The following is a 25,743-nucleotide window of genomic DNA, read 5'->3' on the forward strand; positions in this document are numbered from 1 at the left end:
ACCTCCGGCCCGGCCGCGTCGACCCTGCGCTCAATGCCGCAGCGACGCCCCGAACCCCGACGCCAGTGGCATCCGCAGGCCCAGCGGCGGAGGTGCTGCCAGGGCGTCCTTCACGGGGCGGGCGTAGTCGCGGGAGAAGAGGGAGCCGAGCATGAAGTCGGTGGCGAGGGCCAGGACTTCGGTGCGGTGCTGGTGGAGGGAGTGGCCGTCGGAGTGGACCTCGAAGCGGCAGGTGTCGCGGTTGACCTTCTTGGCGCGCTCGGCGTAGCGGTAGGAGAGGTCGGGGTCGGTGCGTTCGTCGTTGGTGCCGTGGACGAGCAGGACCTGGCGGCCGATGAGCTGTTTCACCGGATCGGGGGTGGTGGCTTGCGGGGTGGGGTCGGGGAACCAGGGGGCGATGGCGAGTACGGAGTGGACGGCCGGATGGCCCGCGGCGTGCAGGGCGGCGCGGGCGCCCATGCCCGTACCGACCAGGCAGACGGGGACGTCGCCGTACCGGCGGACGATCTCGTCGAGCGCCCAGGTGGCGTCCCGCGCGGGGTGGGCGGCCGAGCCGTTCCAGCCGCGGCAGCGGTAGCGCAGGACGTGGGCGGTCAGGCCTTCGGGGCGGCCCGCCTTCGCCAGCCGGACCGCGAGCGGGCGCACCGCCAGGGCCGAGATCGGCGACGGGCGCCCCACGCCGGTCGGTCCGCCTGCGGGCAGTAACAGAGCGACCCCGTTCACGGTGCGTTCCGCGCCGGCCGTTCCGCGCGGTTTTCCCAGCCGGGCCTCACGCACCGGCAGCGCTTGCTGAGCCATGACCAGAACGATGGCAGAAGGTGACGCCCGGGCCACCCCGTGGACGGGTCACTGTTACGTATCGTTCGGTGAGATCTACGCGCGTAGGGGCTAGAGTGCGAAAATGACGAGCGAGACCACCAACCTCCCGAACAGTGAACAGATCCGCCGCGCCCCCAAGGTGCTGCTCCACGATCACCTCGACGGCGGGCTGCGTCCCGGCACCATCGTCGACCTCGCCCGCGAGACCGGCTATGACGGTCTGCCCGAAGCGGACCCCGAGAAGCTGGGGATCTGGTTCCGCGAGGCGGCCGACTCCGGCTCGCTGGAGCGCTACCTGGAGACCTTCGCGCACACCTGCGCCGTCATGCAGACCCGCGACGCGCTGTTCCGGGTGGCCGCCGAGTGCGCCGAGGACCTGGCCGCGGACGGCGTGGTCTACGCCGAGGTCCGCTACGCACCCGAGCAGCACCTGGAGAAGGGGCTGAGCCTCGAAGAGGTCGTCGAAGCCGTCAACGAGGGCTTCCGCGAGGGCGAGCGGCGGGCCCGGGAGAACGGCCACCGCATCCGCGTCGGCGCCCTGCTGACCGCCATGCGGCACGCGGCCCGCGCCCTGGAGATCGCCGAACTCGCCAACCGCTACCGCGACTTCGGCGTCATCGGCTTCGACATCGCGGGCGCCGAGGCCGGCTTCCCGCCCACCCGGCACCTCGACGCGTTCGAGTACCTCAAGCGGGAGAACAACCACTTCACCATCCACGCCGGTGAGGCCTTCGGTCTGCCCTCCATCTGGCAGGCGCTCCAGTGGTGCGGCGCGGACCGCCTCGGCCACGGCGTCCGCATCATCGACGACATCGAGGTCGACGACGACGGCTCGGTCAAGCTCGGCCGCCTCGCCTCGTACGTACGCGACAAGCGCATCCCGCTGGAGATGTGCCCCAGCTCCAACCTCCAGACCGGCGCCGCCACCTCCTACGCCGAGCACCCCATCGGGCTGCTGCGGCGTCTGCAGTTCCGGCTCACCGTCAACACCGACAACCGGCTGATGAGCGGGACGAGCATGTCCCGCGAATTCGAGCACCTGGTCAAGACATTCCGATACACGCTCGATGACATGCAGTGGTTTACAGTCAATGCGATGAAATCAGCATTCATTCCTTTCGATGAACGTCTAGCCATGATCAACGACGTCATCAAGCCCGGATATGCGGCGCTGCGGGCCGAATGGCTCTTCCGCCAGGCGGACACAACTACCGGCGCGAGCAGGGGTTCTCACGCTGAGTAAGGCGAATCGGGCGGTGTGGCGCGCGAGGTAACGGAACGGCCGGTGGATGTCCACCGGCCGTTTTTCTTCGGCCGTTGGTGTTTGCGGCGGCGGCGACCGCGTCACTAGGTTGATTGGCCGGTCAAGCCCCCATCACAATCCCCCATCACGAGGACGTAATTCGATGAAGCAGGGAACCATCAAGACTCTCGGTGCCGCCGCGCTCGGTGCCGCCTTCGCCGTCGCCGCCGCGGGCACCGCCTCCGCCGCCCCGTCGGTGAACGCGGCCGACGCCGCCGGTCTGCTGAACAAGCTGCCGGTCAAGCAGGTCACCGAGACCGCGTCGGGGGCCGCCCACGCCGTCAAGCCGGCCGGCGGCGACGTCAAGAACCCCACGAACACCAAGGGCAACACGCTGGGCGGTCTGCCGCTCAGCACCGTCACCGGTGTCGCCGGCAAGCTCCCGCTGTCCAACAACGGCCGCTGATCAGCAACCCCCGCTGACCGACGGCGACCGAGCCGTCGACAGGTCCCCGGGCCGTGCCCCGGTGCGTACGCCGCAGTGCGTAGGCGCCGGGGCACCGCCATGTCCGCGGCCGGGTGTCCGCCGCGCGGCCGCGGTGGGCCGCCGGGTTACCAGGCGGCGGCGCCGGTGGCCCGGTCCTCCGCGGGGAGGAATATCCACAGCGCCAGGTAGACGAGGAACTGCGGGCCCGGCAGCAGGCACGACAGCAGGAAGATCACGCGCATCGTCGTCGGGGTGGTGCCGAAGCGACGGGCCAGTCCCGCGCAGACTCCGGCGATCATTCGGTTGTTGCGGGGGCGGACAAGTGCGGCGGCCATGACGGCGGCTCCTTTGCGACTCGGTAGGGCGTTTGCCCCGATGTCTCAAAGGTAGGTCCGGCTGCCGAAGAGCACGTCAGCCTGCGGGGCTACTCCGACCCTGGAGATCTTCGGGGTCGTACCCCTCAGACGCTCCTCCCGGCGGCGGAGCCGGTACCGGGCCCCAGGGACGACCACCAGGTGCGCCACCACCACCCCGAGCGTGTTCAGCAGCACCGAGTCCACGTCCGCGACCTGCCCCGGAACCCCGGCCTGCAGCAGCTCGATGGCCAGCGCGATCATCGCGCCGGCGAAGACGGTACGCGTCAGGGACACCAGCGGGGACACATACAGCCGCCCGGCCGCCATCGGAAGCAGCACCCCCAGCGGCGCCAGCAGCAGCACCTGGCCGCTCAGGCTCTGCACCGCGTGCCACGTGCCGCGGGCCAGCTCGGCGTGGATCGACGCGAGCGGTTCGAGATTGGGCGCGGGCACCCAGGGCACCGTACGGGGGCGCAGCGTCAGCCAGCCGACAATCAGCAGATGCGCCACCAGGAGCAGAAGTCCGGTGGCGCGCATACGGAGGGCGGCGGTGTCGCCGGAACCATGACGCTGCACACAGGCCAGGACGCGGCTAGCGGGGGCCGCGGTTCCGCCCTGTTGCGCCCGTCTTGGCCGGATGCCCGGGGTGGTGGGTGAGCCCCCTGCCCCGGGGACGCCGTCCTCAGTCGGCTTCGGACATCGGGTCGCCCCAGCCCGCGTTCTGCGCGATGTCCGGGTTGGAGAGCACATCCGCGGAGCAGTCGTAGCGGTGCGGTGCGTCCTTGCCGGGCCCGCCCAGCACCGCCGCATGCGAACGGCCCAGCGCCGGGGACGCGCCGTAGGTGCACACCAGCTGCGCCAGCGCGAAGGACGGCAGATCGTCCGGCCGGACGCTCAGCCGCAGCGCGTCCGTGGGATCGCCCGCGCGCGGGCTGGTCACCTTCAGGTCCTCGGGCACCGCGCTGCTGAACCCGGCCTCTTCCTCCGCGGGCGAGGGCTTTTGCCCCAGCTCGTGCAGCAGCGCCCGCGCCGCGGTCAGCCGGGTGGCGGCCGCCGTCGTGGGCTTGGTCAGGGGCACGGTCCGTTCCACCTGCGCCAGCGTGGAGCCGCACACCAGATAGACGGAGGCCTGCACGGTACCGGCGACGGGCCGATCCGCGTCCTTGGCGGGTGCCTTGCAGCTCACCCGCGAGGGCGCGCCGCCCGCGTCCACCGGCACCGACGTGCCCCGGATGCCGCATCCCGCGGCGGCCAGCGCCACGGTCGCCACCAAGGCGGTACGCAACAACCATCCGGGCCGCGTCATCGGTCCCCCCTCGTGCCCCGGTCCGCCGCGCCGCCGTCCTTGCGGCCCTCGCCCGGCCCGCCGTCCGTCAGCCCGGACGCGTCCCGCGGCAGCCGCAGCGTGAACTCCGCACCGCCCTCGGGTCGATTGGCCGCGGTGATCTCACCGCCGTGGATATGCGCGTTCTCCATCGCGATCGACAGACCCAGACCGCTGCCCTCCGACCGCGGCCGGGAGGCGCTCGCCTTGTAGAAGCGGTCGAAGACATGCGGCAGGACTTCCTCCGGAATACCCGGACCGTTGTCCTGTACGCGGATGACCAGCTCGCCGCCGGCCGGCTGCCCGGCCGCCGCTTCCCCGCCTTCCGGCTCCCCGCCGACCGGCTCCCCGCCCTCCGACGCTCCGCCGGCCGGCTCCTCCGTGTGCACCGACACCCGCACCGGAGACCCGCCGTGCTTGAGGGCGTTGCCGATCAGATTCGCCAGAATCACATCGAGGCGCCGCGGGTCCAGCCGCGCCACGATGCCGCGGTCCGCGTCCAGATCGACCGCGTCCAGCCAGGCCCGCGCGTCGATGCACGCCGTCACCTGGTCCGCGACATCGACATCGTCCAGCACCAGCCGGGCCGTGCCCGCGTCGAAGCGGGTGACCTCCATCAGGTTCTCCACCAGGTCGTTCAGCCGCCGGGTCTCGCTGACCACCAGCTGCACCGCGGGCGCGATCATCGGATCGAGGGAGTCGGCCTCCTCCTCCAGTACCTCCGAGACGGCGGTGATCGCCGTCAGGGGCGTACGGAGTTCGTGCGACATATCGGCGACGAAGCGCCGCGAGGCCGCCTCCCGCGCGCTCAGCTCCTCGACCCGCTGCTCCAGCCGCTCCGCCGTACGGTTGAACGTCCGGGACAGGTCGGCGAGTTCGTCGGTGCCGGTCACCCGCAGCCGGGTGTCCAGCCGCCCCTCGCCGAGCTGCCGCGCCGCGTACCCCAGCCGCTGTACGGGCCGCAGCACCGTCGTCGCGGCGGCCTGCGCCAGCAGCGCGGATCCGACCAGCGCCAGCGCGGTGGCGATCCCCAGCGACCAGGCCAGCGAGTTGAGGTCCTGCCGCTCGGCGGCCAGCGACTTCATCATGTAGCCGGTCGGACCGCCGCCGATCACCTCCGCCCCGGCGACCAGATAGGGGACGTCCCCGACCTGCCGGCGCTGCCAGTACAGATGGTGCGCATAGGGGTTGGACTCGTCGACCGGACGCACCTCGGCGACGGCCTTGCGCAGCGCCGTCGGCACGCTCTTCAGCGTCAGCAGATCCTTGTCGGTGGTCGCCGCGCAGGCCTTGCCCTCCCGGTCCGTACCGATCAGCAGCACCGTGTAGTTCTGCGGCCCGCCCGCCATCTGCCGCGCCGCGTCCTGGAGTTCGGAGCAGCGCGGCCGCGGCGGCAGCGACCGCGTACTGTCCTCCAGCGACTTGCGGAAGTCCTTGAGCACGGCATTCTGCGTGCGGTCCAGGACCGTGTTGCGGTTGAGCCAGTACGCGATGCCGGACGCGGAGACCGCGGCGGTCAGCGCCACCAGCGCGAAGACGAAGACCAGCCGCAGCCGCAGGCTCGTCCAGCGCAGCAGCCCGGAGGCGCGCCGCAGCAGCCGCGTGGAGCGGTTGCCGGGCCCGGCCGGCGTGGTGTGCTCGTTCGTGTGGTCGGTGTCGTGCTCCGTGGGGCGTCCCGTCACTGCGGGGAGTCCAGCCGGTAGCCGACACCGCGGACCGTACGGATCAGGGTCGGCGAGGACGGCACGTCCTCCACCTTCGCGCGCAGCCGCTGCACACACGCGTCCACCAGGCGCGAATCGCCCAGATAGTCGTGCTCCCACACCAGGCGCAGCAGCTGCTGCCGCGACAGCGCCTGTCCGGGCCGGCGGCTCAGCTCCAGCAGCAACCGCAGCTCGGTCGGCGTCAGTTGCAGATCCTCGCCGTTCTTGGTGACCGTCATCGCCGAGCGGTCGATCACCAGCGAGCCGAAGGTCGCCGAGTCGCTGGACTCCCGCTCCCCGCGGCGCAGTACGGCACGGATACGGGCGTCCAGCACCCGCCCCTGCACCGGCTTGACGACATAGTCGTCCGCACCGGACTCCAGCCCCACCACGACGTCGATGTCGTCGTTGCGCGCGGTGAGCAGGATGATGGGCAGCTGGTCCGTACGCCTGATCCGCCGGCACACCTCGAAACCGTCGATGCCCGGCAGCATCACATCCAGCACGATCAGGTCCGGGCGCTGCTCGCGCAGCAGCTTCAGGCCGTCCTCGCCCGTCGCCGCGGTCACCACACGGTGACCTTGGCGCGACAGCGAGAGTTCGAGGGCCGTGCGGATGGCGTCGTCGTCCTCGATCAGCAACAGGAAAGGCACCCCGCCATTCTGGCCCATGGGACGCCGGGAGATCGACCGGTGCTCCTCTCATATGCGCCCCCGGCGCGTGGTGGCCCCGCGCCGTACCGCACCAACCCCTGTGACAGGGCTGTGACAGTCGGCGGACACCGCGATGAAACTGCGTTGGCAGTCTTTTGGGCACCGGGAGAGATCAACACCCGGGACACACCGAACGAGCTGGCTCAACGACGGGGGGCGCGAGATGAACACACTGCACGGCAAGACTTCCAGCGCAGTTATCACGCGGCTCCATGACGTCGTACGGGCCGGGGAGAAGTCCGGTGCCGTGAGCGGGCGGGGGTGCGCTCGCGGCACCGGGCGTCAGCGGCCGCCTTACATGGTGGCCATCGACGCGACGTCGGTGGGACTCACCGGGGCCAACGGGGGAAACACCGGCCACGGCGAAGCCAACGGGGGAAGCAACGGGGAAAGGCAGTACAGGGAGGGCACGGGGGAACGGCGCTCCGCGTCGGAGGCGGCCGAGGCCGAAGCGGCCTTCACCGCCTACGTCCAGGAGCGCCGCGCCTCCCTGTACGCCACCGCCTACCACCTGACCGGCGACCGCTACGAGGCCGAGGACCTGCTGCAGAGCGCGCTGTTCTCGACCTACCGGGCGTGGGACCGGATCAGCGACAAGGCGGCGCTCGGCGGCTATCTGCGGCGCACCATGACCAACCTGCACATCAGCGCCTGGCGCCGCCGCAAGCTCAACGAATACCCGACCGAGGAACTGCCCGAGACGGCCGGCGACGTGGACGCGATGCGCGGCACCGAGCTGCGCGCCGTCCTGTGGCAGGCACTGGTCCGGCTGCCCGAGGCGCAGCGCACCATGCTGGTGCTGCGCTACTACGAGGGCCGTACGGACCCCGAGATCGCGGACATTCTGGGGATCAGCGTCGGCACGGTGAAGTCGAGCATCTGGCGCTCCCTGCGTCGGCTGCGCGAGGACGAGGTCCTCAGCTTCGGCCGTGACGAGGAGGAGTCCTTCGGCGAGCTGGTGGCCTGAGGACGGGGGAAAACCGGGGGAAAACAGGGGGAACGGGGGAAAACCGGGGGACGTGCCCGAGGGGAACGGGATACGGGGGATACGGGGGAACCGGCCGAGGGGGGGAGCGATCCACCGAGGCCGGACGTATCGGGGGATACGGGGGACAACGGGGAAAGGGAGCGGGTTCGGGCGGCCGGGGGGTCTGCCCGAACCCGCTTTCTGCTGTGTGCGCTTCCCCGGCGCGCCGGGCCGCCGCGGGCGCGCGATCAGGGGCGCACGGCCCCGCCGATCGCGCCCTCGTCCAAGCTCTCGCAGGGGTCGGCGGGCGTCCCCTCCCGCGCCGCGGAAATACGCGCCAGCGCCTCCGGCTTGGCGCAGGGATGGGCGCCCAGGGCGCAGTGCCGGGCGACCACCGCGCGTTCGTTGCGCAACAGCCGCAGGCCCCGACGCACCAGATACGGCGCCGACTTCCGGCCCTCCCGCAGATCCCGGGCCAGTCGCCGGCGGAAGGTCGTGGTGGGACGGCCGCGCAGGCACAGCGCGTCGGCGAGCAGTCCCGCCGCGCGGCAGCCCGCTATGACATCGGCCGCGAAGATGCCCTCCGCGATGAACAGCGGGGCATCGCCGAGGGCGAGCCGCGACTGCCCGGTCCGGGCGCTGGCGGCGATGTCGTACACCGGGACGGACGTGGCTCCCGTACGGCACAGCGCCTCGATCGCGGCGATCGCGGCGGCGGCGTCCCAGGACAGCGGCGAGTCCCAGTCGGCGCCGCCGCCGGGCAGCTGCGGCAGCGTCGGGTCCGTGGCTTCCTTGTAGAAGTCGTCGAGGTTGAGGACGGGCAGGCCGGTCAGCGCGGCGAGGGACGTCTTGCCGGAGCCCGAGGGGCCGGTCAACAGGACGACGCGGGCGCGGATGGGGTCCTCCCGCTCGACCGGAGTCGAGAGTGGGGGAGAAGCCGAGAGCTTGGGGGAGGGCGACTGGAGGCTCACGGGTACCCATTGTCGGTCATTGGGCCGTTGGGAGTACCCCTGCGTGCGGGACGGACCGTGAGGTGGATCCCACGGCGAGCCGTCAACTACTGTACGCAGTCGATCGATTACTCCCGCAGGCGGATTCCGCAGTCAGGTGGCACAGCAGATGGCCTCACACGCACGTCCCCAGCCCAGCCGCATCCCCCGCACGCTGCTGCGCACCGCGCTCGCCGTCTCCGCGGCCGGCGCCGCGCTCGCGGGCGGCGCGGCCACGGCGAGCGCGACAACCGAGCCCGCGCCCGCGGCCCACCCCGAAGAAAGCGCCGGCGGCGCCCTGCACACCGCGGCCCGCGCCGTGCGGAACTCCGTCACCGGCGCCCCGGGCGCGGTCAAGAACCTGAAGCTCGACCCGCTGGCCAACACCCCGGTCGACCCGCTGTCCAACGCCTTCGAGACGAGGATCGCCGACTTCAAGCCGCTGAGCACCACGGCGGCGACCGGCCCCCTGTCGCAGGGCGCCGCCCTCAAGGACCTGCCGGTGGTGGGCCGGGTGACGAAGGTGCTGCCGAAGTGACGGGGCGCCGGCGCGTTCAGTGACCGTTGCAGGCGGCCACGAACAGCTCCATCTGCCGACGCAGCGCGCTGCCCAGGGCGATCCAGGAGCCGTCGGCGAAGACGAGGTCGAAGCGGCCGCGGGCCGCGACGGTACCCGGGTTGGCCTGGAAGCGGGCGATGTTCCGGCGCGGCACGTCCACGGCGACGACCCACTGCGGTGCGCTGGTGCGCCGGTCCTCGTTCCTGTTCAGCGCCACGATGAACCGCCGGTCGGTGATCGCCTGGAGGCCGATGGGGTCGCCCGCGTTGCCGAGATGGACACGGAACCGCCCGGCCATGCTCTGCCAGCCGCCCTCGATCACCTGGCCCCACAGCGCGCGCTCGGCGGCGGAGTCCAGGGCGTCCTCGGCGTCCTCCCGGGCCTGCGACACGGCGTCGGCGGCGCGTCCGAGGGCGCGGGTGAGCCGGTTGTTGGCCAGTCGGCTCCCGGAGACCGCGACGAAGGGCCGGGCGACCACGCTCGCGACGGCGTCGAGGACGCCGCTCACCCGCTGCTCCATCGGTGAGGGTTCGGCGGGCATCCGCAGCTCGGCGGGGACCGCCGGCAGCGCCGGGTTGGGGAAGAAGTCGCAGGCCTCGATCAGCGTTTCGCCGGGCTGCAGAAGGCCGCGGAAGCCGTCCCGGTAGTGCTGCTTCATCCGTTGTCGCTCCCCGGCGATCGCCGTCCGGTCGTCGTGTTCTTGTCGTGCCCCTGAAGAGGGCGTGATCGTATCGTCCGTGACCGGCGGTGACCGGTGATGTCCGGTGGCGTCCAACGGCGTTCGGCGACGGCGCACAACGGCGACGGGGTCCCTTCCGTGCGGGGAAGGGACCCCGTGTTCAGGGGGCGGACGCCGGGGCTCAGACGCCCATCGGGTGCCACACCGTCTTCGTCTCCAGGAAGGAGAGCAGCCGCTCGGTGCCCGGGTCGGCGGCCCAGTCGGCCGTACCGGGGCGCAGCACCCGCTTCAGGTTGTCGGCCGCGGCCGTCTCCAGTTCCTTGGCCAGCTCGGCATCCGCGCCCGCGAGATCGAGGGCGTTGACGTCCTGGTGGGCGGCGAGCGGGGCCGCGATCTCCGCCGTACGGCCGGAGAGGATGTTGACGACGCCGCCGGGCAGGTCGGAGGTGGCGAGCACCTCGCCCAGGGAGAGCGCGGGCAGCGGGGAATCCTGGGCGGCGACCACGACCACGGTGTTGCCGGTGACGATCGCCGGGGCGATGACCGAGACCAGCCCGAGGAAGGACGACTCCTGGGGCGCCAGGACGGCGACGACACCGGTCGGTTCGGGGGCGGAGAGGTTGAAGTACGGGCCCGCCACCGGGTTGGCGCCGCCGACGATCTGCGCGACCTTGTCGGACCAGCCCGCGTACCAGACCCAGCGGTCGATCGCCGCGTCCACCTGGGCGGTGGCCTTGGCCTTGGACAGCCCCTGGGCGTCCGCGACCTCGGTGATGAACTGCTCGCGGCGGCCCTCCAGCATCTCGGCGACGCGGTAGAGGATCTGGCCGCGGTTGTAGGCCGTGGCGCCCGACCAGCCGCCGAACGCCTTACGGGCGGCGACCACCGCGTCCCGGGCGTCCTTACGGGAGGCCAGCGGCGCATTGGCCAGCCATCCGCCCTTCGAGTCCGTCACCTCGTACACCCGCCCGCTCTCGGACCGGGGGAACTTCCCCCCGACGTACAGCTTGTAGGTCTTGAGCACGCTCAAGCGATCAGACATTGAGGTACGCCTCCAGGCCGTGGCGGCCGCCCTCGCGGCCGTAGCCCGACTCCTTGTAGCCGCCGAACGGCGAGGTGGGGTCGAACTTGTTGAACGTGTTGGACCAGATGACGCCCGCGCGCAGCTTGCTCGCCATCCACAGCATCCGTGAGCCCTTCTCCGTCCAGATACCGGCGGAGAGGCCGTAGGGGGTGTTGTTGGCCTTCGCCACGGCCTCCTCCGGGGTACGGAAGGTCAGGACGGACAGCACCGGGCCGAAGATCTCCTCGCGGGCGATGCGGTGCGCCTGGGTGACGCCCGTGAAGAGGGTCGGCGCGAACCAGTAGCCGGCGGTGGGAAGTTCGCAGGCGGGGGCCCAGCGCTCGGCGCCCTCGGCCTCGCCCGCGTCGGCCAGCGCCGTGATCCGGGCCAGCTGTTCGGCGGAGTTGATGGCGCCGATGTCGGTGTTCTTGTCCAGCGGGTCGCCCACGCGCAGGGTCTGCATCCGGCGCTTGAGGGCGTCCAGCAGCTCGTCCTGGACGGACTCCTGCACCAGGAGGCGGGAGCCCGCACAGCAGACATGGCCCTGGTTGAAGAAGATGCCGTTGACGATGCCCTCGACGGCCTGGTCGAGGGGGGCGTCGTCGAAGACGATGTTCGCCGCCTTGCCGCCCAGCTCCAGGGTCACCTTCTTGTCCGTGCCGGCCACCGTACGGGCGATGGCCTTGCCGACGTCGGTGGAGCCGGTGAAGGCGACCTTGTTGATGCCGGGGTGCGCGACCAGCGCGGCGCCCGTGGAGCCGTCACCCGTCACGATGTTGACGACGCCCTTGGGCAGGCCCGCCTGGCGGCAGATGTCCGCGAAGAACAGCGCGGAGAGCGGCGTCGTCTCGGCGGGCTTGAGGACGACCGTATTGCCGGTCGCCAGCGCCGGGGCGATCTTCCAGGCCAGCATGAGGAGGGGGAAGTTCCACGGGATGACCTGGCCCGCGACGCCGAGGGGGCGCGGGTTGGGGCCGTATCCCGCGTGGTCGAGCTTGTCCGCCCAGCCCGCGTAGTAGAAGAAGTGCGCGGCCACCAGCGGCAGATCCGCGTCCCGCGACTCCCGGATCGGCTTGCCGTTGTCCAGCGACTCCAGGACGGCCAGCTCGCGCGAGCGCTCCTGGATGATCCGGGCGATCCGGAAGAGGTACTTGGCGCGCTCGGCGCCGGGCAGCTCGGACCACTTCTCGAAGGCCTTGCGGGCCGCCTTCACGGCCCGGTCCACGTCCTCGGCGTTGGCCTGGGTGTACTCGGCCAGCACCTCCTCCGTGGCGGGCGAGACGGTCTTGGCCAGGCCGCCGCCGGAGCCCTCGGTGAACTCGCCGTCGATGAACAGCCCGTAGCTCGGCGCGATGTCGACGACCGCGCGGGACTCCGGGGCCGGTGCGTACTCGAATGCTGAGTGCATAGCGGAGTTCATAGCGGTCAGTCCACCGTTACGTAGTCGGGGCCGGAGTAGCGGCCGGTGCTGAGCTTCTGGCGCTGCATCAGCAGATCGTTCAGGAGGCTGGAGGCACCGAAGCGGAACCAGTCGGCGGTCAGCCAGGGCTCGCCCAGCGTCTCGTTGACCATCACCAGGTACTTGATCGCGTCCTTGGTCGTACGGATGCCGCCGGCGGGCTTCACGCCCACCTGGACGCCGGTCTCCGCGTGGAAGTCGCGGACGGCCTCCAGCATCAGCAGCGTGACGGGCGGGGTGGCGTTGACGGCCACCTTGCCGGTCGAGGTCTTGATGAAGTCGGCGCCCGCGAGCATCGCCAGCCAGGAGACCCGGCGGACGTTGTCGTACGTTTCGAGCTCGCCGGTCTCGAAGATGACCTTGAGGTGCGCGGCGCTGCCGTCGGGACGGGCGCAGGCCTCCTTGACGGCCTTGATCTCCTCGAAGACCGCCATGTACCGGCCGGAGAGGAAGGCGCCCCGGTCGATCACCATGTCGATCTCGTCGGCGCCGGCCGCGACCGCGTCACGGGTGTCGGCGAGCTTGACGGGCAGGGCGGCGCGGCCCGCCGGGAAGGCGGTGGCGACGGACGCGACATGGATGTCCGGAGCACCGCCGTTGAGCAATGCCGCCTTGGCCGTGGCGACCATGTCGGGGTAGACGCAGATCGCCGCGACCCGGGGGGCCGTGCGGTCGGTGGGGTCGGGGCTGACGCCCTTGGCGCACAGCGCCCGGACCTTGCCCGGGGTGTCCGCGCCCTCCAGGGTCGTCAGGTCGATCATCGAGATGGCGAGATCGATGGCATACGCCTTCGCCGTGGTCTTGATCGAGCGGGTGCCGAGGGTGGCGGCGCGAGCCTGCAGGCCGACCGCGTCGACCCCCGGGAGGCCGTGGAGGAAGCGGCGCAGCGCACCGTCGTCGGCGGTGACATCCGCCATTGACGCCAGACGCCCCGCGGCTTCCTTGCCGTATGCGGGAACAGTGATGGGCATGGTCACGAGGGGAGCATATCTACGCGCGTAGCAACATGTCATCCCCCCGGGGACGAGAGAAACGCGCCACCCGGTGGGGGAGGCGCGCGAATGATGCCGTAACGCAATGTCCGGCATCCGGACGGTCAGGCAGAATCGGCAGCATGACGAGCCCGCACCGGTCCACCCCGCCGCAGCAGCAGTACGCGGACCGCAGCTACCGTTCGCCCGCGGCCATGGCGGGCGGCGGGCTGCTCATCGCCCTCGCCCTCTGGCTCGGCGGCGACGCTCTCCTACGGGGCGACGCGCACACCAAGCTCATGGCGGTGTTCGGGCTGCTGCTGGTGGTGCCGCTGGTGTTCGCGTTCACCCTGCGGCCGGCGGTGCGGGCGGGCGCGGACCTCCTGACGGTCCGCAACCCGTTCCGCACGATCACGCTGCCCTGGGACGCCGTGGAGGAACTGCGGGCCGCCTTCTCCGCCGAGGTGTTCACCAGCGGGGCCAAGTACCAGATGTGGGCGATCCCCGTCTCGCTGCGGCAGCGCAAGAAGGCCGCCCGGCAGGCCGCCCGCGGCACCTCCCGGACCCGCCTCGGCGGCAGCGCCGACGCCGCCCCGCCGCGCGCGATGGCCGACCAGGCCCTCGACGACCTGCGCGAGATCAAGGAACGCGCCAAGGAACGCGAGGGCGCCGAGGGCGCGCCGGTGGTGCGCTGGTCGTACCCGGTCATCGTGCCGATCGTGGCGGGGGCCGTCGGGCTGGCCGTGACGCTGGCGCTCTAGCCGTCCGCCCGGTGGGCCCCCGCCGGGGGCCCGGCCTACGCGGCGGCCCGCCGTTCCAGGCGGCTGCCGTGCGCGACGGCGATGGACATGATGTCGCTGGGGGCGTCCAGGGCGATGCGGTGCCATCGCCCGCGCGGCACGATGACCGCGGTTCCGGCCGCCAGCTCGACCTCCTCCTCCGCGTTTCCCGGCCGCTCCGGGCGGAAGCAGAGGCGTATCCCGCCGGTCAGGCAGGCCACGACCTCGTCCGCGTCGGCGTGGACTTCCCAGTGGTCGGCGTGCACGTCGGCGTCCGTCTCCACGCGGAAGGCCATCACCTGCCAGCTGACGCTCTCGGCGTCGAACACCGGCTGCTCGGCGCGGACCCGTCCGTCCTGGTCGAGGTGGATGAAGGAGGCGAAGAGGTCGATCGGGGTGGCAGTCATGGCGAGTTGTCCTTCCTGGTGATCTTTCGGTGGGCGGGGCGCGGCGCGCTGCGTCGCCGATGCCTTCGTCACGGAGCGGCCTGGGCGTCGCCGCTGCCGCGCAACGCGTGCCGGTACAGGGCCGAGAGCGCGTCGTCGATGGGGTGGCGCTGCGGCCTCCCCGAGGAATCCACCGTGTTCCACCGCACGAGGTTCATCGCGACGGATATCTGCCGCTTGCCGTCGGCGCTAGTCAGGGACATCGTCTCGGCGCCCCAGACCGTGCCGTCGTGGCCCCAGAAGGTGCCGCGGCCCGGGATGCCGACCTTGTGCAGCCCGAGGCCGTAGTCGATCTTCGTCCCGTCCAGGGCGCGGCCCGGGACCGTGCGCTGCATCTGCGCCAGCGACGACCTGTTGACGATCTTGCCCGCGAGCAGCCTGCCGTAGAAACGGTTGAGGTCCTCCATGGTCGACACCAGAGCGGCCCCCGGCCCCACCCAGGACATGTCGTAGACGCTGTAGTCGCGCGGCGGGTCGATCACGCCGTACAGCGCCTCGTACATCCGCGAATGCGGTCCCTCGATGTGCGGCCCGGCCGGGAGGACGGTGTGCCGGAGCCCGGCGCGCTCGATGACGTTCCGGGTGATGCACTCCTCGGCCGTGGTGCCGGAGATCTGCTCCAGGAGCTGGCCGAGGAGCAGGTAGTTGGTGTTGGAGTACGTCCCCGTGGGGTCTCCGGGCGCGCCGGCGGGCGGCGCCGCGAGCCCCATCTCGATCAGCTCGGCCGGGCGGAACCGCCGGAACCGGTTGTCCTCCAGGCTCTCGGGCGAGATGTCCGTCAGGGACGGGAAACCCCGGAAGGACGGGAAGGCGTAGGGGAGGTAATCGCTGAGGCCGCTGGTGTGGTTGAGCAGCATCCGCACCGTGATCTTCCGGCCGCGCTCACCCGGTACCAGCCGCGGCAGATAGCGGCCGATCGGCGCGTCGAGCCCGATCCGGCCCTGCTCGGCCTGCTGGAGGACCGCGGCGGCGGTGAAGCTCTTGGTGACGCTGCCGACCCGGTGCTGCATGTCGGGCGTGACGGGGCGGCCGGTCCCGATGTCGGCGACCCCGGAAGCGCCGCGCCATATCCGACCACCGTCGCGCACCTCGGCGTACACACCGGGCATCCCCGCACGGCGGACGGCGTCCAGGGCGGACTGCAGCCCCGCAGGGTCCAGGCCGGTCGCCGGGCCCGTGTCCGTCCTCTCCCGGTCGATGCCCGTGCCTGCAACGGGGGACGCGCTTGTGCCCTTCGTCATCGACGGCTCACCAGGCCAGCGCGCGACGCAGGACCGCGCCGAGCTCGGCGAGCTGACGCTGTGAGACCTCGGCGGACAGGATCGCCTGCGACCCGTGGAAGGTGCCGGGCCACTGATGCAGCTCGACCGAAACACCCGCCTGGAGCAGGCGCAGCGCATAGGCGAGGTCTTCGTCGCGGTTCGGGCAGAGCTCCGCGGTGGCGATGTAGGCGGGCGGCAGGCCGGACAGGTCGGTGGCGCGGGCGGGGGCGGCATACGGGGACGGGGGTCCCCCCTGCTCGAACGACGTCGAGAGCTTGGGGGAGAGCGTGTCACCCAGGTAGTGCCGCCAGGACGCGGTGACCTTGTCGCGGTTCATCCAGGGCGTCTCGGTGAAGTTCCGTGCCGACCATGTCTCCTGCCGGTCGTCGAGCCCCGGCTGGTTGAGCAGTTGGAAGCGGATCGGCGGCCCCTGCTCGTCACGCGCCCGCAACGCCGTCGCGGCCGCGAGCCCGCCGCCGGCGCTGTGACCGCCGACCGCGATCCGCTCCGGGTCGATGCCCAGCTCGGTGGCGTGCTCGGCCGTCCAGGTCAGCACGGCGTAGGCGTCGTCCAGGGCGGCCGGGAACGGGTGCTCGGGCGCCAGGCGGTAGCCCACCGAGATCACCACCGCGCCGGAGTGGCCGGCGACCCGGGCGGCCCATGGGTGCTCGGTGTCCACGTCACCCATGACGAATCCGCCGCCGTGCAGCCAGATGACGGCGCCCTGCGCCTGGTGCGGGCGGTAGATCCGTACGGGCACCGCCGGGTCGCCCGGCACCGTGCGGTCCTCGATCTCCATTCCGGTGGTGTCCGGCGCCGGCACCGCGGCGGCCAGTGCGGCGAGGTTCTTGCGGTCGGTGACCGGGTCGGTGAGGTCGGCCGGGGGGAACAGCGCGATGAATGCTTCCAGTTCGGGATCCATGCCGGTCATCCTCACGGCGGCCGCCCGCGAGATCATCCGCCGCTCGTCGGGCATCTCGCCCGGATCGCGCACCGATCGGCGCCTATCCTCCTGGCATGGAGGCACTGGCCTTACGGCTGTCGCAACTGGACTCGCACGTCGAAGGCGCGATCCGCGTCGTGATGTTCTACGACACGCTGATGCGGCGACGGGTGGACCTCCCGGCGCTCGCCCGTGCCTCGGCGGTCCTGGCCGAGTGCGTGGCCGGGATCCGGCTGCACGGCACGGGCCGGGTGATCCGCATGGCGCCCGACGGCACGGAAGCGCCCTCCCCCGAGCTCTCGACGCCGCTCGATCAGGGGGGACCCCCACCGTCGCACCCCGCGTCCACCACCGTGCCGGTCACCCTCGATGACGAGGAGATCGGCACGGTGTGGCTGGAGCGCCCCGGCCCGCCGGGCCCACTCGACGAAGTGCTGCTGGACCGCCTCGCCCTCGCCGCCGCGGCGGTCGCCGAGCGATACGGCCCGGCCCGCACCACCATGGCCGACCCCGCCCTCGTCGAACTGGTCATCGGCTCCGACAGCGACGAGGCGGCCCGCGCCCGCGCCCTACGGCTGCTGGGATTCGCCCCCGACCTGCCGGTCCGCGTCATCGCCGTACGGTCGCCGCTGCCGCTCGACCGGATCGGCGGGCTGGTCTGTCCGGCCCGCCCGGTGAAGGCGGCACCGCTCGCCGACGTGGGCGTCATCCTGGCCACCACCGTGGACCCGGCCCGGATTCCGGCGGACGTACGTGCGGGCATCGGCGCCGCCGAGAGCCCCGACCGCGCCTGGCGGGAGGCGCGCACCGCCCTCCGCTTCACCACCCCGCGCCGGCCGGTCGTCCACCACGACGACCTGGGGGCGCTGGCGCTGCTCGCCCAGGTACCCCGGGACGCCGCGCGGGACAACGCCGACGTGGCCGCGATCGCCCGCATGGCCGGAAACCCGGAAGACCTGGAGACCCTGGACGCCTACTGCACCACCGGCTCCCTGCGCCGGGCCGCCGCCCTCCTCCACCTGCACCACAGCAGCGTCTCCCGCCGGCTCGAACACATCGGCAAAACCCTGGACATCGACCTCACCGACCTCACCGGGCCCACCGGACTGATCCGGGCCCGGCTCGCCCTCACCACATGGCGGCTGCTCAACGACTGAGGAAGCACCGCCCCGTTACACGCCGCCCCGTTACACGCCGCCCGTCACGCGTCACCCGGGCCACCCGCGCACATGGCCGCGGCGGCCCCTCACGGCCGCGCCCACGCGCCGCGGCGCCGCAGGACCCGGTAGCCGCGGATCGCCCGGCGGCCCACCAGCCGGCGCTGCTCGTGGTACGGGCCGGAGCCGTAGAGCGGACGCAGCACCCACGTCGTCAGCGGGGTGCCGGCGCTGAGGATGTCGGTGCACACCAGCTTCGCGCCGCCCTGCCGGTCCGCGACCAAGTCCCCTACGCCCGGCGGCAGTTCATGCCCGGTCACCGGGACGCCTCCAGCTCGGCCCACATCCGTTTGCCGCCACGCAGCCGGCCGGCGCCCCAGCGGACGGCGAGCGCGGCGACGATCAGCAGCCCGCGGCCGTGTTCGTCGTCCTCGGACGGGGCCCCGGCGGCGTGCGGCCGGCGAGGGGAGGTATCGGTCACGACCAGGCGCACGCGGGTCGCCCCGAGCCGCGTCACCGACACCCCCACGACGGCCGTGTCGGTATGCGTGACCGCATTGGCCACCAGCTCGCTCACGACGCTCTCCGCGGCCTCCGTCAGCGCCTCCAGGCCCCACGAGGTCAGGGCCCGCGCAACGGCGTGCCGGGCTCGGGGCACGGACTCCGCACGGGCCGGATAGCGCGCCTGGTACCGGCGCGGCCCGAAGACGGTCACCGCCGTCATGGCCCGCCCCCCGGCCCGGCCCAGGTCCCGTGCTGCTGAGAGGTCCATCAGGCCGGGCCGCCGTGCGCCGGGGCGAATATGCAGGTCGGCGGGGAGAGCGGCCGCGGCGGTGCGGCGGCCGCCGCCGTGCTCCCGGCGGTGCCCGTGCTGCGGTGTTCCTGGATGCATGACGTCATGACGCGGCCTCAACTGCTCGCGGATCGGGGGGAGACGGCCGTCCCCCTCCTGGGTGCGCAGGGGTGGCCGTCACAGCCCCCGCGGGAGCCGTGAACGGCCTGTCCTCACCCAACCCCCTTTCAGGGGCGCGGGTAAGGGAGCACAGTGGGTGAGCGGTTGAACTGGTTGAACGCAGCCCGGGGGTTCTGATGGCTCGACGCGAACGCACACCGAACACCGCCCTCGCGGGCCTGATGAAGGAGGGACGCATCGGAAACGCGCAGCTCGCACGCCATGTCAACGCCGCCGGCCGGGAGCTCGGTGTCACCCTCCACTACGACAAGACCTCGGTGTCCCACTGGCTCGCCGGGTCGGTCCCCAAGCCGCCCGCGCGGCAGGCGGTGACCGAAGCGCTTTCCCGGCTCCTCGGCAGGCCCGTAACGTCGGCGGACATCCGCTGGGGCACCGAAGCCGCCGACGAACACGACCTGGTAACGGGAGTGATGGCGCTGACACGAGCAGACATGGATCCGGCCCGGCGCAGCGTCCTGGGCACCGGACTGTACGCGGCGGCCCTCGCCGTCCCCCGCTACGAGGACGTGGCCGGCCGCGTCCGGCACGCCGGGGCGGGCCGCACGGTCCACATCGGCGCCGGCGACGTCGCCACCGTGGCCTGCATGACGGAGAAGATCGCCGAGATACTCGACGAACTCGGGGGCGCCCATGCCCGGCCGATGGCCGCCGCCTTCCTCACCAACACGGTGGGCACCTACCTGAAGGCGTACGGGCCGGAGCGCGTGAAGCGGGACATGCTCGCCGCCGCCGCGGACCTCGTCTACCTCACCGGCTGGATGGCCATGTACGAGCGGGACCAGCCCCTCGGGCAGCGCTACTACCTGAAGGCGCTCAAGCTCGCCGCCGCCGCGGAGGACCATGTGACGTACTGCCGCACCCTGCGCGGCATGAGCCTTCAGGCCTCGCACCTCGGCTACGGGCCGAAGGCGCTGGAGCTGGCCGACTCGGCGGCCGAGGCCGCCCCCGCCGCCGGACCCCGCCTGGTGGCCTTCCTGCGCGGCCAGCAGGCCCATGCCTCCGCCATGGTCGGCGACCGCCGGCAGGCCTGCGCCCGGCTCCGCGAGACCGAGACCGCGCTCGCGAAGGCCGACAACCGCACGGACGCGGTCGGCGGCTACGACGAGGCCGCCTACCACTTCCACGAGGCACACGTCCGCTGGTGCCTGAAGGACGGCGACGGCTCCATCCGGTCCCTGCGCCGGTCGAACCGCGCGCGAGGTCCCCAGGAGCGGCAGGGACGCGTCCACTGCCTCGGCGTGATCGCACAGCGCCAGATGGCCATGCGGCACGTCGAGGCCGCCTGCGCCACCTGGGACGAATTCCTGGACGAGTACCAGATGATCTCGTCCGCGCGGGGGGACGACCACTTGGACAGCCTCCGGGAGGGCCTGCGGCCGTACAGGTCACTCCCGGCGGCCCGGGTGCTGGGCGGGCGGGCGCGCGAGGTGGCCCGGCTCAAGGCCGCCTGAGCCCGCCGCGGCGGGCCGCGCCCCGGGGACGCGCATGCCCGCCCGCCGAGCCCGATGCCCGCCCGCCCTCACGGCGCCCCCGGGTGGACCAGCGTCGTGTACGCCCCCAGGTAGGCCGGTAGGTGCAGTAGGGGGTCACCCGTAGGGGCCCGGCTCCGGGCGCCTACGGGTGACCCCGTCCGCTCAGATCCCCAGCGCCCGCGCCAGGTCGTCCTTGATCGCGGCCAGCACCGTCGCGGCCGTCTCCCGCGCCGCCGGCAGCCCCTCGGCCGCCGCCACCGGGACCACGACCTCCAGGTAGCACTTCAGCTTCGGCTCGGTACCGCTCGGGCGGACCACCACCCGGGCGGCCTCCACGCCCGAGCCGCCCGAGCCGCCCGAGCCGTCCGCCCCGGACAGGTAGTAGCGCAGCCCGTCGGTCGGCGGCAGCGACGCGGTGCCCTTGTTCAGGTCGTCGGCGGCGGTCACCGTCAGGCCCGCGAGGGACGCGGGCGGCGCCTGGCGCAGCCGGCGCATGGCGTCGGCGATCAGGGTGAGGTCCTCGACCCGTACCGAGAGCTGGTCGGTGGCGTGCAGGCCGAATTCCAGCGCGAGGTCGTCCAGCAGGTCGGACAGGGTGCGGCCGGACTGCTTCAGCTCCGCCGCCAGCTCGGTGATCAGCAGGGCGGCCGTGATGCCGTCCTTGTCGCGTACGCCCTCGGGGTCGACGCAGTAGCCCAGCGCCTCCTCGAAGGCGTAGCGCAGCCCGTCCACCCGGGCCAGCCACTTGAAGCCGGTCAGCGTCTCCTCGTAGGGGAGGGACGAGGCGGCGGCGATCCGCGACATGAGGGAGGAGGAGACGATCGTGGTCGCGAAGGTGCCGGACGCCTGCTTGCTCACCAGGTGGGCGGCGAGCAGCGCGCCGACCTCGTCGCCGCGCAGCATCCGCCAGCCGTCCGGCGTGCCGGGGGCCGGTACGGCGACGGCGCAGCGGTCCGCGTCCGGGTCGTTGGCGATCACGATGTCGACGCCGCCGACGCCGCCGACGCCGTCTGCATCCACGGACCGGGCGGTGGCGAAGGCGAGGTCCATCGCGCCGGGCTCTTCCGGATTGGGGAAGGCGACGGTGGGGAAGTCCGGATCCGGCTCGGCCTGTTCGGCGACGACGGTCGGGGCGGGGAAGCCGGCCCGTGCGAAGGCGGCGACGAGGGTGTCCCGGCCGACGCCGTGCATCGGCGTGTAGACGACGCGGGTGTCGCGGGGGGAGCCCGGGGTCAGCACGGCATCCGTACGCGCCAGATACGCCCGCAGAACCTCGTCGTCGAGGGTTTCCCAGCCGGCCTCGGGCCGCGGTACGTCCGCCAGCGAGCGGATCGCGGCGATCTCGGCGGCGATCTCGCCGTCCGCGGGCGGCACGATCTGCGAGCCGTCGCCCAGGTAGACCTTGTAGCCGTTGTCGCGCGGCGGATTGTGGCTGGCGGTGACCTCGACGCCGGCGACCGCGCCCAGGTGGCGTATCGCGAAGGCCAGCACGGGCGTGGGCAGCGGCCGCGGCAGCACCGCGGCCCGCAGCCCGGCGCCGACCATCACGGCCGCCGTGTCGCGCGCGAAGTCGGCGCTCTTGTGGCGCGCGTCGTAGCCGATGACGACCAGGCCGGAGCCCTCGCCCTGCGCCTTGAGGTACGCGGCGAGACCGGCCGCGGCCCGGATGACCACCGAACGGTTCATCCGCATCGGGCCCGCGCCCAGTTCGCCGCGCAGCCCGGCGGTGCCGAACTGCAGGGTGCCGGCGAAGCGGGCGGCCAGCTCGTCGGCGTCCTCGGCCGCGATGAGCCCGGCCAGCTCCTGGCGGGTCTCGGGGTCGGGGTCCTCGGCCAGCCATGCTTCGGCCCGGGTGATCAGCTCCGTGCGATCGGTAGCCACGTGATGCTCCTGACGGTCAGGTCGGTGCGGAGGGGCGGACGGGTGACGCGGAGGGGAGCGCCCGGTTCGTCACACCTGCCCGCTGCGCGGGTTCTTCGAGCCGCAGTACCGGCCAACGGTGCTGCGGGGGCGGCGGCGGACCACCACCGGGGCGGCGGGCGGCGGCCCGGCGGGTGTCGTACCTGTCGTACACCCGCCGGTCCCGGCCGGCCGCCGAACGGGGCCGGCTCAGAGCTTGCCGAGCACCTGGGCGAGCAGGCTGCCCATCCGGGTCGCGGAGTCGCGGCCGGCCTGGAGCACCTCTTCGTGGTTGAGCGGCTCGCCCGTCATGCCCGCGGCGAGGTTCGTCACCAGGGACAGGCCGAGCACCTCGGCGCCCGCCTCACGGGCGGCGATGGCCTCCAGGACCGTGGACATGCCGACCAGGTCGGCGCCCAGGGTGCGGATCATCTTGATCTCGGCCGGGGTCTCGTAGTGCGGGCCGGGGAACTGGGCGTAGACGCCCTCCTCCAGGCTCGGGTCGACCTCCTTGCACAGCGCGCGCAGCCGCGGCGAGTACAGGTCCGTCAGGTCGACGAAGTTGGCGCCGACGATCGGGGAGGTGGCGGTGAGGTTGAGGTGGTCGCTGATCAGGACCGGCTGGCCGGGGCGCATGCCCTCGCGCAGACCGCCGCACCCGTTGGTGAGCACGATGGTCTTGCAGCCGGCCGCGGCGGCGGTACGGACGCCGTGCGCGACCGCGGCGACCCCGCGGCCCTCGTAGTAGTGCGTACGGCCCAGGAAGACCAGCGCGCGCTTCTCGCCGACGCGGTACGAGCGGACCTTGCCGCCGTGACCGGCCACGGCGGGCGGCGGGAAGCCGGGCAGCTCGGTGACCGGGAATTCGTGCTCGGGCGCGCCGAGGGCCTCGGCGGCCGGGGCCCAGCCGGAGCCCATGACCAGGGCGACGTCGTGGGTCTCGGCGCCGGTGAGCTCGCGCAGTCGGGCGGCGGCGGCGTCGGCGGCGCCCTGCGGGTCGCGGGCGATGTCGGGAGTAACAGATGCGTTCACGCGGACGAGGGTAGCCGCTCTTCCCCTACGCGCGTAGATGTCGCTGCCCACACGGCTGAGGACATCCGGTTGTGTCTTCCCACAAACCCGAGCCCCGGGCGCGTCGCGCGCACCGGGACCGCGACACGCGTCACGACACCCGTCACAACACCCGTACGGACCAGGCCCCCGGAGATCCCCGACGGCCCGCGGCGCTCAGCAGGGCCGCTTGCGCAGCTCCATCACATAGTCGTGCGGCGCGCCCGCCGACTCCGCCGCGTCCGCGATCTCCCCCAGATAGCGGGCCGAGGGCAGACCCCCCTCATAGCCGTTGAGGACGTACACCCACGCCGGCTCGTCGCCCTCCAGCGTGTGCACCCGCACCCGCAGCCGGCGGTAAATGTCCAGGCCCACGCCCTCCCAGCGGTCCATGGACTCCTCGTCCATCGGCGCGATGTCGTAGAGCGCGACGAAGACCTGCGAGCGGGGCGCCTCGACGATCGTCGCCAGCGCGCCCTCCCACCCCATCTGCTCGCCGCCGAAGGTGAGCCGCCAGCCGTTCAGCCAGCCCGTGCCGCGCAGCGGCGAGTGCGGTGCGCGGCGGGACATCAGCCGCGCGTCAAGGTTGCCGGCGTACGCGGCGTAGAGCGACATGGTTCCGAGGGTACGGGAGGTTTCCGGGTGGGCTCTTGATACCGGATTGCCATCGGAGATTCGTACAGAGAGGGGAGAGCGAAAGCGCCCCTCCGGTCCCTGCGCGCCGACAACGGCCCCCGGCGAGAGCGCCGCGGGGGCGTGCGGGACAATGGAGCATGTGACTCGGATCGTGATCATCGGTGGCGGACCCGGCGGATACGAGGCGGCCCTGGTGGGCGCCTCTCTCGGCGCGGAGGTGACCGTCGTCGACTGCGACGGTCTGGGCGGGGCGTCGGTGCTCACCGACTGCGTCCCGTCGAAGACCCTGATCGCCACGGCCGAGGTGATGACCACCTTCGACTCCTCGTACGAGGAGCTCGGCATCATCGTCGAGGACGACACGCCGCACATCGACCGCCCCGCGCGCGTCGTCGGCGTCGACCTCGGCAAGGTCAACCGGCGCGTCAAGCGCCTCGCGCTCGCCCAGTCGCATGACATCACCGCCTCCGTCACCCGCGCCGGCGCCCGCGTCATGCGCGGCCGCGGCCGCCTGGAGCCGGGCCAGTCGCCCGAGGGCGCGCGCCGGGTGACGGTGACCGTCGCCGACGGCACCGAGGAGACCCTGGTCGCCGACGCCGTACTGATCGCCACCGGCGCCCACCCCCGCGAGATCCCCGACGCCCTGCCGGACGGCGAGCGCATCCTCAACTGGACCCAGGTCTACGACCTGACCGAGCTCCCCGAAGAGCTCATCGTCGTCGGCTCCGGTGTCACCGGCGCCGAGTTCGCCGGCGCCTACCAGGCCCTCGGCTCCCGCGTCACCCTCGTCTCCTCCCGCGACCGCGTCCTGCCGGGCGAGGACCCGGACGCCGCCGCCGTCCTGGAGGACGTCTTCCGCCGCCGCGGTATGAACGTCATGGCCCGCTCGCGCGCCCAGTCCGCCAAACGGGTCGGCGACCGCGTCGAGGTCACCCTCGCCGACGGCCGGACCATCTCCGGTACGCACTGCCTGATGGCCGTCGGCTCCATCCCCAACAGCGCCGGCATCGGCCTGGAGGAAGCCGGCGTCAAGCTCCGCGACTCCGGCCACATCTGGACCGACAAGGTCTCCCGCACCACCGCGCCCGGCGTCTACGCGGCCGGCGACTGCACGGGCGTCTTCGCCCTCGCCTCGGTCGCCGCCATGCAGGGCCGCATCGCGATGTACCACTTCCTGGGCGACGCGGTCACGCCGCTCAACCTCAAGACCGTCTCCGCCAACGTCTTCACCGACCCGGAGATCGCCACCGTCGGCTACTCGCAGGCCGACGTCGACAGCGGCAAGATCGACGCCCGGGTCGTGAAGCTGCCGCTGCTGCGCAACCCGCGCGCCAAGATGCAGGGCATCCGCGACGGCTTCGTCAAGCTCTTCTGCCGCCCCGGCACGGGCATCGTCGTCGGCGGTGTGGTCGTCTCCCCGCGCGCCAGCGAGCTGATCCACCCGATCTCCCTCGCGGTCGACAACAACCTCACCGTCGAGCAGATCGCCAGCGCCTTCACGGTCTACCCGTCGCTCTCCGGCTCCCTCGCGGAGGTCGCGCGCCAGCTGCACACGCGCAAGGCGGGGGACGAGTAACCGGCACCGGGAAGGCGGCGCCGGTCGACCGGACGCATTACCTGACGAACGGTCAAGCCGCATTCCACACACATGAGTTCGCAAGGCCCGCGCCCTATATCACGGCACCCACCGCGCCATGCGCAACTTCCGGTATTTGGTGCAACCTGCTGAAAACAGACGGTCGTTGGCGTTACTGTCAGTTTCGTGTTCGCTGCAGAACGTCGCCAACTGATCCT

Annotated in this window: 27 protein-coding genes; 8 read left to right on the forward strand and 19 right to left on the reverse strand. The window is 72.4% G+C overall.

What is annotated here, in order from left to right; genetic code table 11:
- Nucleotides 1-30: 30 nt before the first annotated feature.
- Nucleotides 31-798 (reverse strand): alpha/beta hydrolase, encoded by a 768-nt coding sequence (locus tag AC5677_RS24420; protein ID WP_497190060.1) that lies wholly within the window; start codon nucleotides 796-798, stop codon nucleotides 31-33.
- 103 nt (nucleotides 799-901) lie between these two features.
- Here AC5677_RS24420 and AC5677_RS24425 point away from each other — a divergent pair, with 103 nt between their 5' ends.
- Together AC5677_RS24425 and AC5677_RS24430 are read left to right on the forward strand one after the other, a co-directional pair.
- Complete coding sequence (locus AC5677_RS24425) at nucleotides 902-2,062, forward strand: adenosine deaminase (RefSeq protein WP_497190061.1); 1,161 nt, start codon at nucleotides 902-904, stop codon at nucleotides 2,060-2,062.
- Between the two features lie 163 nt (nucleotides 2,063-2,225).
- A complete protein-coding gene (locus tag AC5677_RS24430; RefSeq protein ID WP_497190062.1) occupies nucleotides 2,226-2,528 on the forward strand; it encodes a hypothetical protein in 303 nt (100 codons plus the stop codon).
- A 146-nt stretch (nucleotides 2,529-2,674) separates the two neighbouring features.
- Here AC5677_RS24430 and AC5677_RS24435 read toward each other — a convergent pair whose 3' ends face one another.
- The 5 genes from AC5677_RS24435 to afsQ1 form a co-directional block, all read right to left on the reverse strand.
- Nucleotides 2,675-2,884 (reverse strand): PspC domain-containing protein, encoded by a 210-nt coding sequence (locus tag AC5677_RS24435; RefSeq protein ID WP_497190063.1) that lies wholly within the window; start codon nucleotides 2,882-2,884, stop codon nucleotides 2,675-2,677.
- 45 nt (nucleotides 2,885-2,929) lie between these two features.
- Nucleotides 2,930-3,442, reverse strand: coding sequence for a VanZ family protein (locus AC5677_RS24440; RefSeq protein ID WP_497196739.1), 513 nt, complete (start codon nucleotides 3,440-3,442; stop codon nucleotides 2,930-2,932).
- Between the two features lie 145 nt (nucleotides 3,443-3,587).
- Entirely contained in the window at nucleotides 3,588-4,211 is a 624-nt protein-coding gene (locus AC5677_RS24445; RefSeq protein WP_497190064.1) for a hypothetical protein, read from the reverse strand.
- Nucleotides 4,208-5,911 (reverse strand): sensor histidine kinase, encoded by a 1,704-nt coding sequence (locus AC5677_RS24450; protein WP_497190065.1) that lies wholly within the window; start codon nucleotides 5,909-5,911, stop codon nucleotides 4,208-4,210. The genes AC5677_RS24445 and AC5677_RS24450 overlap by 4 nt, the downstream gene beginning before the upstream one ends.
- Nucleotides 5,908-6,585: a two-component system response regulator AfsQ1 gene (gene afsQ1 / locus AC5677_RS24455; protein WP_026169550.1), complete on the reverse strand. Its 678-nt coding sequence runs from the start codon at nucleotides 6,583-6,585 to the stop codon at nucleotides 5,908-5,910. The genes AC5677_RS24450 and afsQ1 overlap by 4 nt, the downstream gene beginning before the upstream one ends.
- A gap of 223 nt (nucleotides 6,586-6,808) precedes the next feature.
- Between afsQ1 and AC5677_RS24460 the strand changes: the two genes are divergently transcribed.
- Entirely contained in the window at nucleotides 6,809-7,612 is an 804-nt protein-coding gene (locus AC5677_RS24460; RefSeq protein ID WP_497190066.1) for a SigE family RNA polymerase sigma factor, read from the forward strand.
- 248 nt (nucleotides 7,613-7,860) lie between these two features.
- On the opposite strand, the gene AC5677_RS24465 is transcribed toward AC5677_RS24460, so the two are convergent.
- A complete protein-coding gene (locus tag AC5677_RS24465; RefSeq protein WP_497196740.1) occupies nucleotides 7,861-8,508 on the reverse strand; it encodes a uridine kinase family protein in 648 nt (215 codons plus the stop codon).
- Nucleotides 8,509-8,731: 223 nt separating this feature from the next.
- On the opposite strand from AC5677_RS24465, the gene AC5677_RS24470 reads away from it, so the two are divergent.
- Nucleotides 8,732-9,139, forward strand: coding sequence for a hypothetical protein (locus AC5677_RS24470; protein ID WP_497190067.1), 408 nt, complete (start codon nucleotides 8,732-8,734; stop codon nucleotides 9,137-9,139).
- A 16-nt stretch (nucleotides 9,140-9,155) separates the two neighbouring features.
- On the opposite strand, the gene AC5677_RS24475 is transcribed toward AC5677_RS24470, so the two are convergent.
- From AC5677_RS24475 to deoC, 4 genes are all read right to left on the reverse strand, one after another.
- Nucleotides 9,156-9,818, reverse strand: a complete 663-nt coding sequence (locus AC5677_RS24475) for a hypothetical protein (RefSeq protein WP_497190068.1) — start codon at nucleotides 9,816-9,818, stop codon at nucleotides 9,156-9,158.
- 202 nt (nucleotides 9,819-10,020) lie between these two features.
- Nucleotides 10,021-10,881, reverse strand: a complete 861-nt coding sequence (locus tag AC5677_RS24480) for an aldehyde dehydrogenase family protein (RefSeq protein WP_497190069.1) — start codon at nucleotides 10,879-10,881, stop codon at nucleotides 10,021-10,023.
- Nucleotides 10,874-12,310: an aldehyde dehydrogenase family protein gene (locus AC5677_RS24485; RefSeq protein WP_497190070.1), complete on the reverse strand. Its 1,437-nt coding sequence runs from the start codon at nucleotides 12,308-12,310 to the stop codon at nucleotides 10,874-10,876. Before AC5677_RS24485 ends, AC5677_RS24480 begins: the two co-directional genes overlap by 8 nt.
- A gap of 17 nt (nucleotides 12,311-12,327) precedes the next feature.
- A complete protein-coding gene (gene deoC / locus AC5677_RS24490) occupies nucleotides 12,328-13,332 on the reverse strand; it encodes a deoxyribose-phosphate aldolase (protein WP_497196741.1) in 1,005 nt (334 codons plus the stop codon).
- Between the two features lie 143 nt (nucleotides 13,333-13,475).
- Between deoC and AC5677_RS24495 the strand changes: the two genes are divergently transcribed.
- Nucleotides 13,476-14,093 carry a PH domain-containing protein gene (locus AC5677_RS24495; RefSeq protein ID WP_497190071.1) on the forward strand — a complete coding sequence of 206 codons (618 nt, stop codon included), beginning with the start codon at nucleotides 13,476-13,478 and terminating at the stop codon, nucleotides 14,091-14,093.
- Between the two features lie 35 nt (nucleotides 14,094-14,128).
- Here AC5677_RS24495 and AC5677_RS24500 read toward each other — a convergent pair whose 3' ends face one another.
- From AC5677_RS24500 to AC5677_RS24510, 3 genes are all read right to left on the reverse strand, one after another.
- The gene (locus tag AC5677_RS24500; protein ID WP_497190072.1) at nucleotides 14,129-14,518 is read right to left on the reverse strand and encodes a cupin domain-containing protein; all 390 of its coding nucleotides are present in this window, start codon (nucleotides 14,516-14,518) and stop codon (nucleotides 14,129-14,131) included.
- Nucleotides 14,519-14,586: 68 nt separating this feature from the next.
- Entirely contained in the window at nucleotides 14,587-15,666 is a 1,080-nt protein-coding gene (locus tag AC5677_RS24505; RefSeq protein ID WP_497196742.1) for a serine hydrolase domain-containing protein, read from the reverse strand.
- Between the two features lie 139 nt (nucleotides 15,667-15,805).
- Nucleotides 15,806-16,741: an alpha/beta hydrolase gene (locus AC5677_RS24510; RefSeq protein ID WP_497190073.1), complete on the reverse strand. Its 936-nt coding sequence runs from the start codon at nucleotides 16,739-16,741 to the stop codon at nucleotides 15,806-15,808.
- A 95-nt stretch (nucleotides 16,742-16,836) separates the two neighbouring features.
- On the opposite strand from AC5677_RS24510, the gene AC5677_RS24515 reads away from it, so the two are divergent.
- Nucleotides 16,837-17,919 carry a PucR family transcriptional regulator gene (locus AC5677_RS24515; protein WP_497190074.1) on the forward strand — a complete coding sequence of 361 codons (1,083 nt, stop codon included), beginning with the start codon at nucleotides 16,837-16,839 and terminating at the stop codon, nucleotides 17,917-17,919.
- Nucleotides 17,920-18,008: 89 nt separating this feature from the next.
- Here AC5677_RS24515 and AC5677_RS24520 read toward each other — a convergent pair whose 3' ends face one another.
- Together AC5677_RS24520 and AC5677_RS24525 are read right to left on the reverse strand one after the other, a co-directional pair.
- Nucleotides 18,009-18,239, reverse strand: a complete 231-nt coding sequence (locus tag AC5677_RS24520) for a hypothetical protein (RefSeq protein WP_497190075.1) — start codon at nucleotides 18,237-18,239, stop codon at nucleotides 18,009-18,011.
- Complete coding sequence (locus AC5677_RS24525) at nucleotides 18,236-18,811, reverse strand: ATP-binding protein (RefSeq protein WP_497190076.1); 576 nt, start codon at nucleotides 18,809-18,811, stop codon at nucleotides 18,236-18,238. The genes AC5677_RS24520 and AC5677_RS24525 overlap by 4 nt, the downstream gene beginning before the upstream one ends.
- A 197-nt stretch (nucleotides 18,812-19,008) precedes the next feature.
- Between AC5677_RS24525 and AC5677_RS24530 the strand changes: the two genes are divergently transcribed.
- Complete coding sequence (locus tag AC5677_RS24530) at nucleotides 19,009-20,343, forward strand: NsdA family TPR-like regulatory protein (protein WP_497190077.1); 1,335 nt, start codon at nucleotides 19,009-19,011, stop codon at nucleotides 20,341-20,343.
- 183 nt (nucleotides 20,344-20,526) lie between these two features.
- Here AC5677_RS24530 and AC5677_RS24535 read toward each other — a convergent pair whose 3' ends face one another.
- The 3 genes from AC5677_RS24535 to AC5677_RS24545 form a co-directional block, all read right to left on the reverse strand.
- Nucleotides 20,527-22,245, reverse strand: a complete 1,719-nt coding sequence (locus AC5677_RS24535; protein ID WP_497190078.1) for a phospho-sugar mutase — start codon at nucleotides 22,243-22,245, stop codon at nucleotides 20,527-20,529.
- A 228-nt stretch (nucleotides 22,246-22,473) separates the two neighbouring features.
- Nucleotides 22,474-23,295: a purine-nucleoside phosphorylase gene (locus AC5677_RS24540; protein ID WP_497190079.1), complete on the reverse strand. Its 822-nt coding sequence runs from the start codon at nucleotides 23,293-23,295 to the stop codon at nucleotides 22,474-22,476.
- A 195-nt stretch (nucleotides 23,296-23,490) separates the two neighbouring features.
- Nucleotides 23,491-23,928, reverse strand: coding sequence for a gamma-glutamylcyclotransferase family protein (locus tag AC5677_RS24545; RefSeq protein ID WP_497190080.1), 438 nt, complete (start codon nucleotides 23,926-23,928; stop codon nucleotides 23,491-23,493).
- Nucleotides 23,929-24,079: 151 nt separating this feature from the next.
- Between AC5677_RS24545 and AC5677_RS24550 the strand changes: the two genes are divergently transcribed.
- Nucleotides 24,080-25,525 carry an NAD(P)H-quinone dehydrogenase gene (locus AC5677_RS24550; protein ID WP_497190081.1) on the forward strand — a complete coding sequence of 482 codons (1,446 nt, stop codon included), beginning with the start codon at nucleotides 24,080-24,082 and terminating at the stop codon, nucleotides 25,523-25,525.
- Nucleotides 25,526-25,743 lie beyond the last annotated feature (218 nt).

Source organism: Streptomyces sp. JLSY215 (assembly GCF_059682825.1).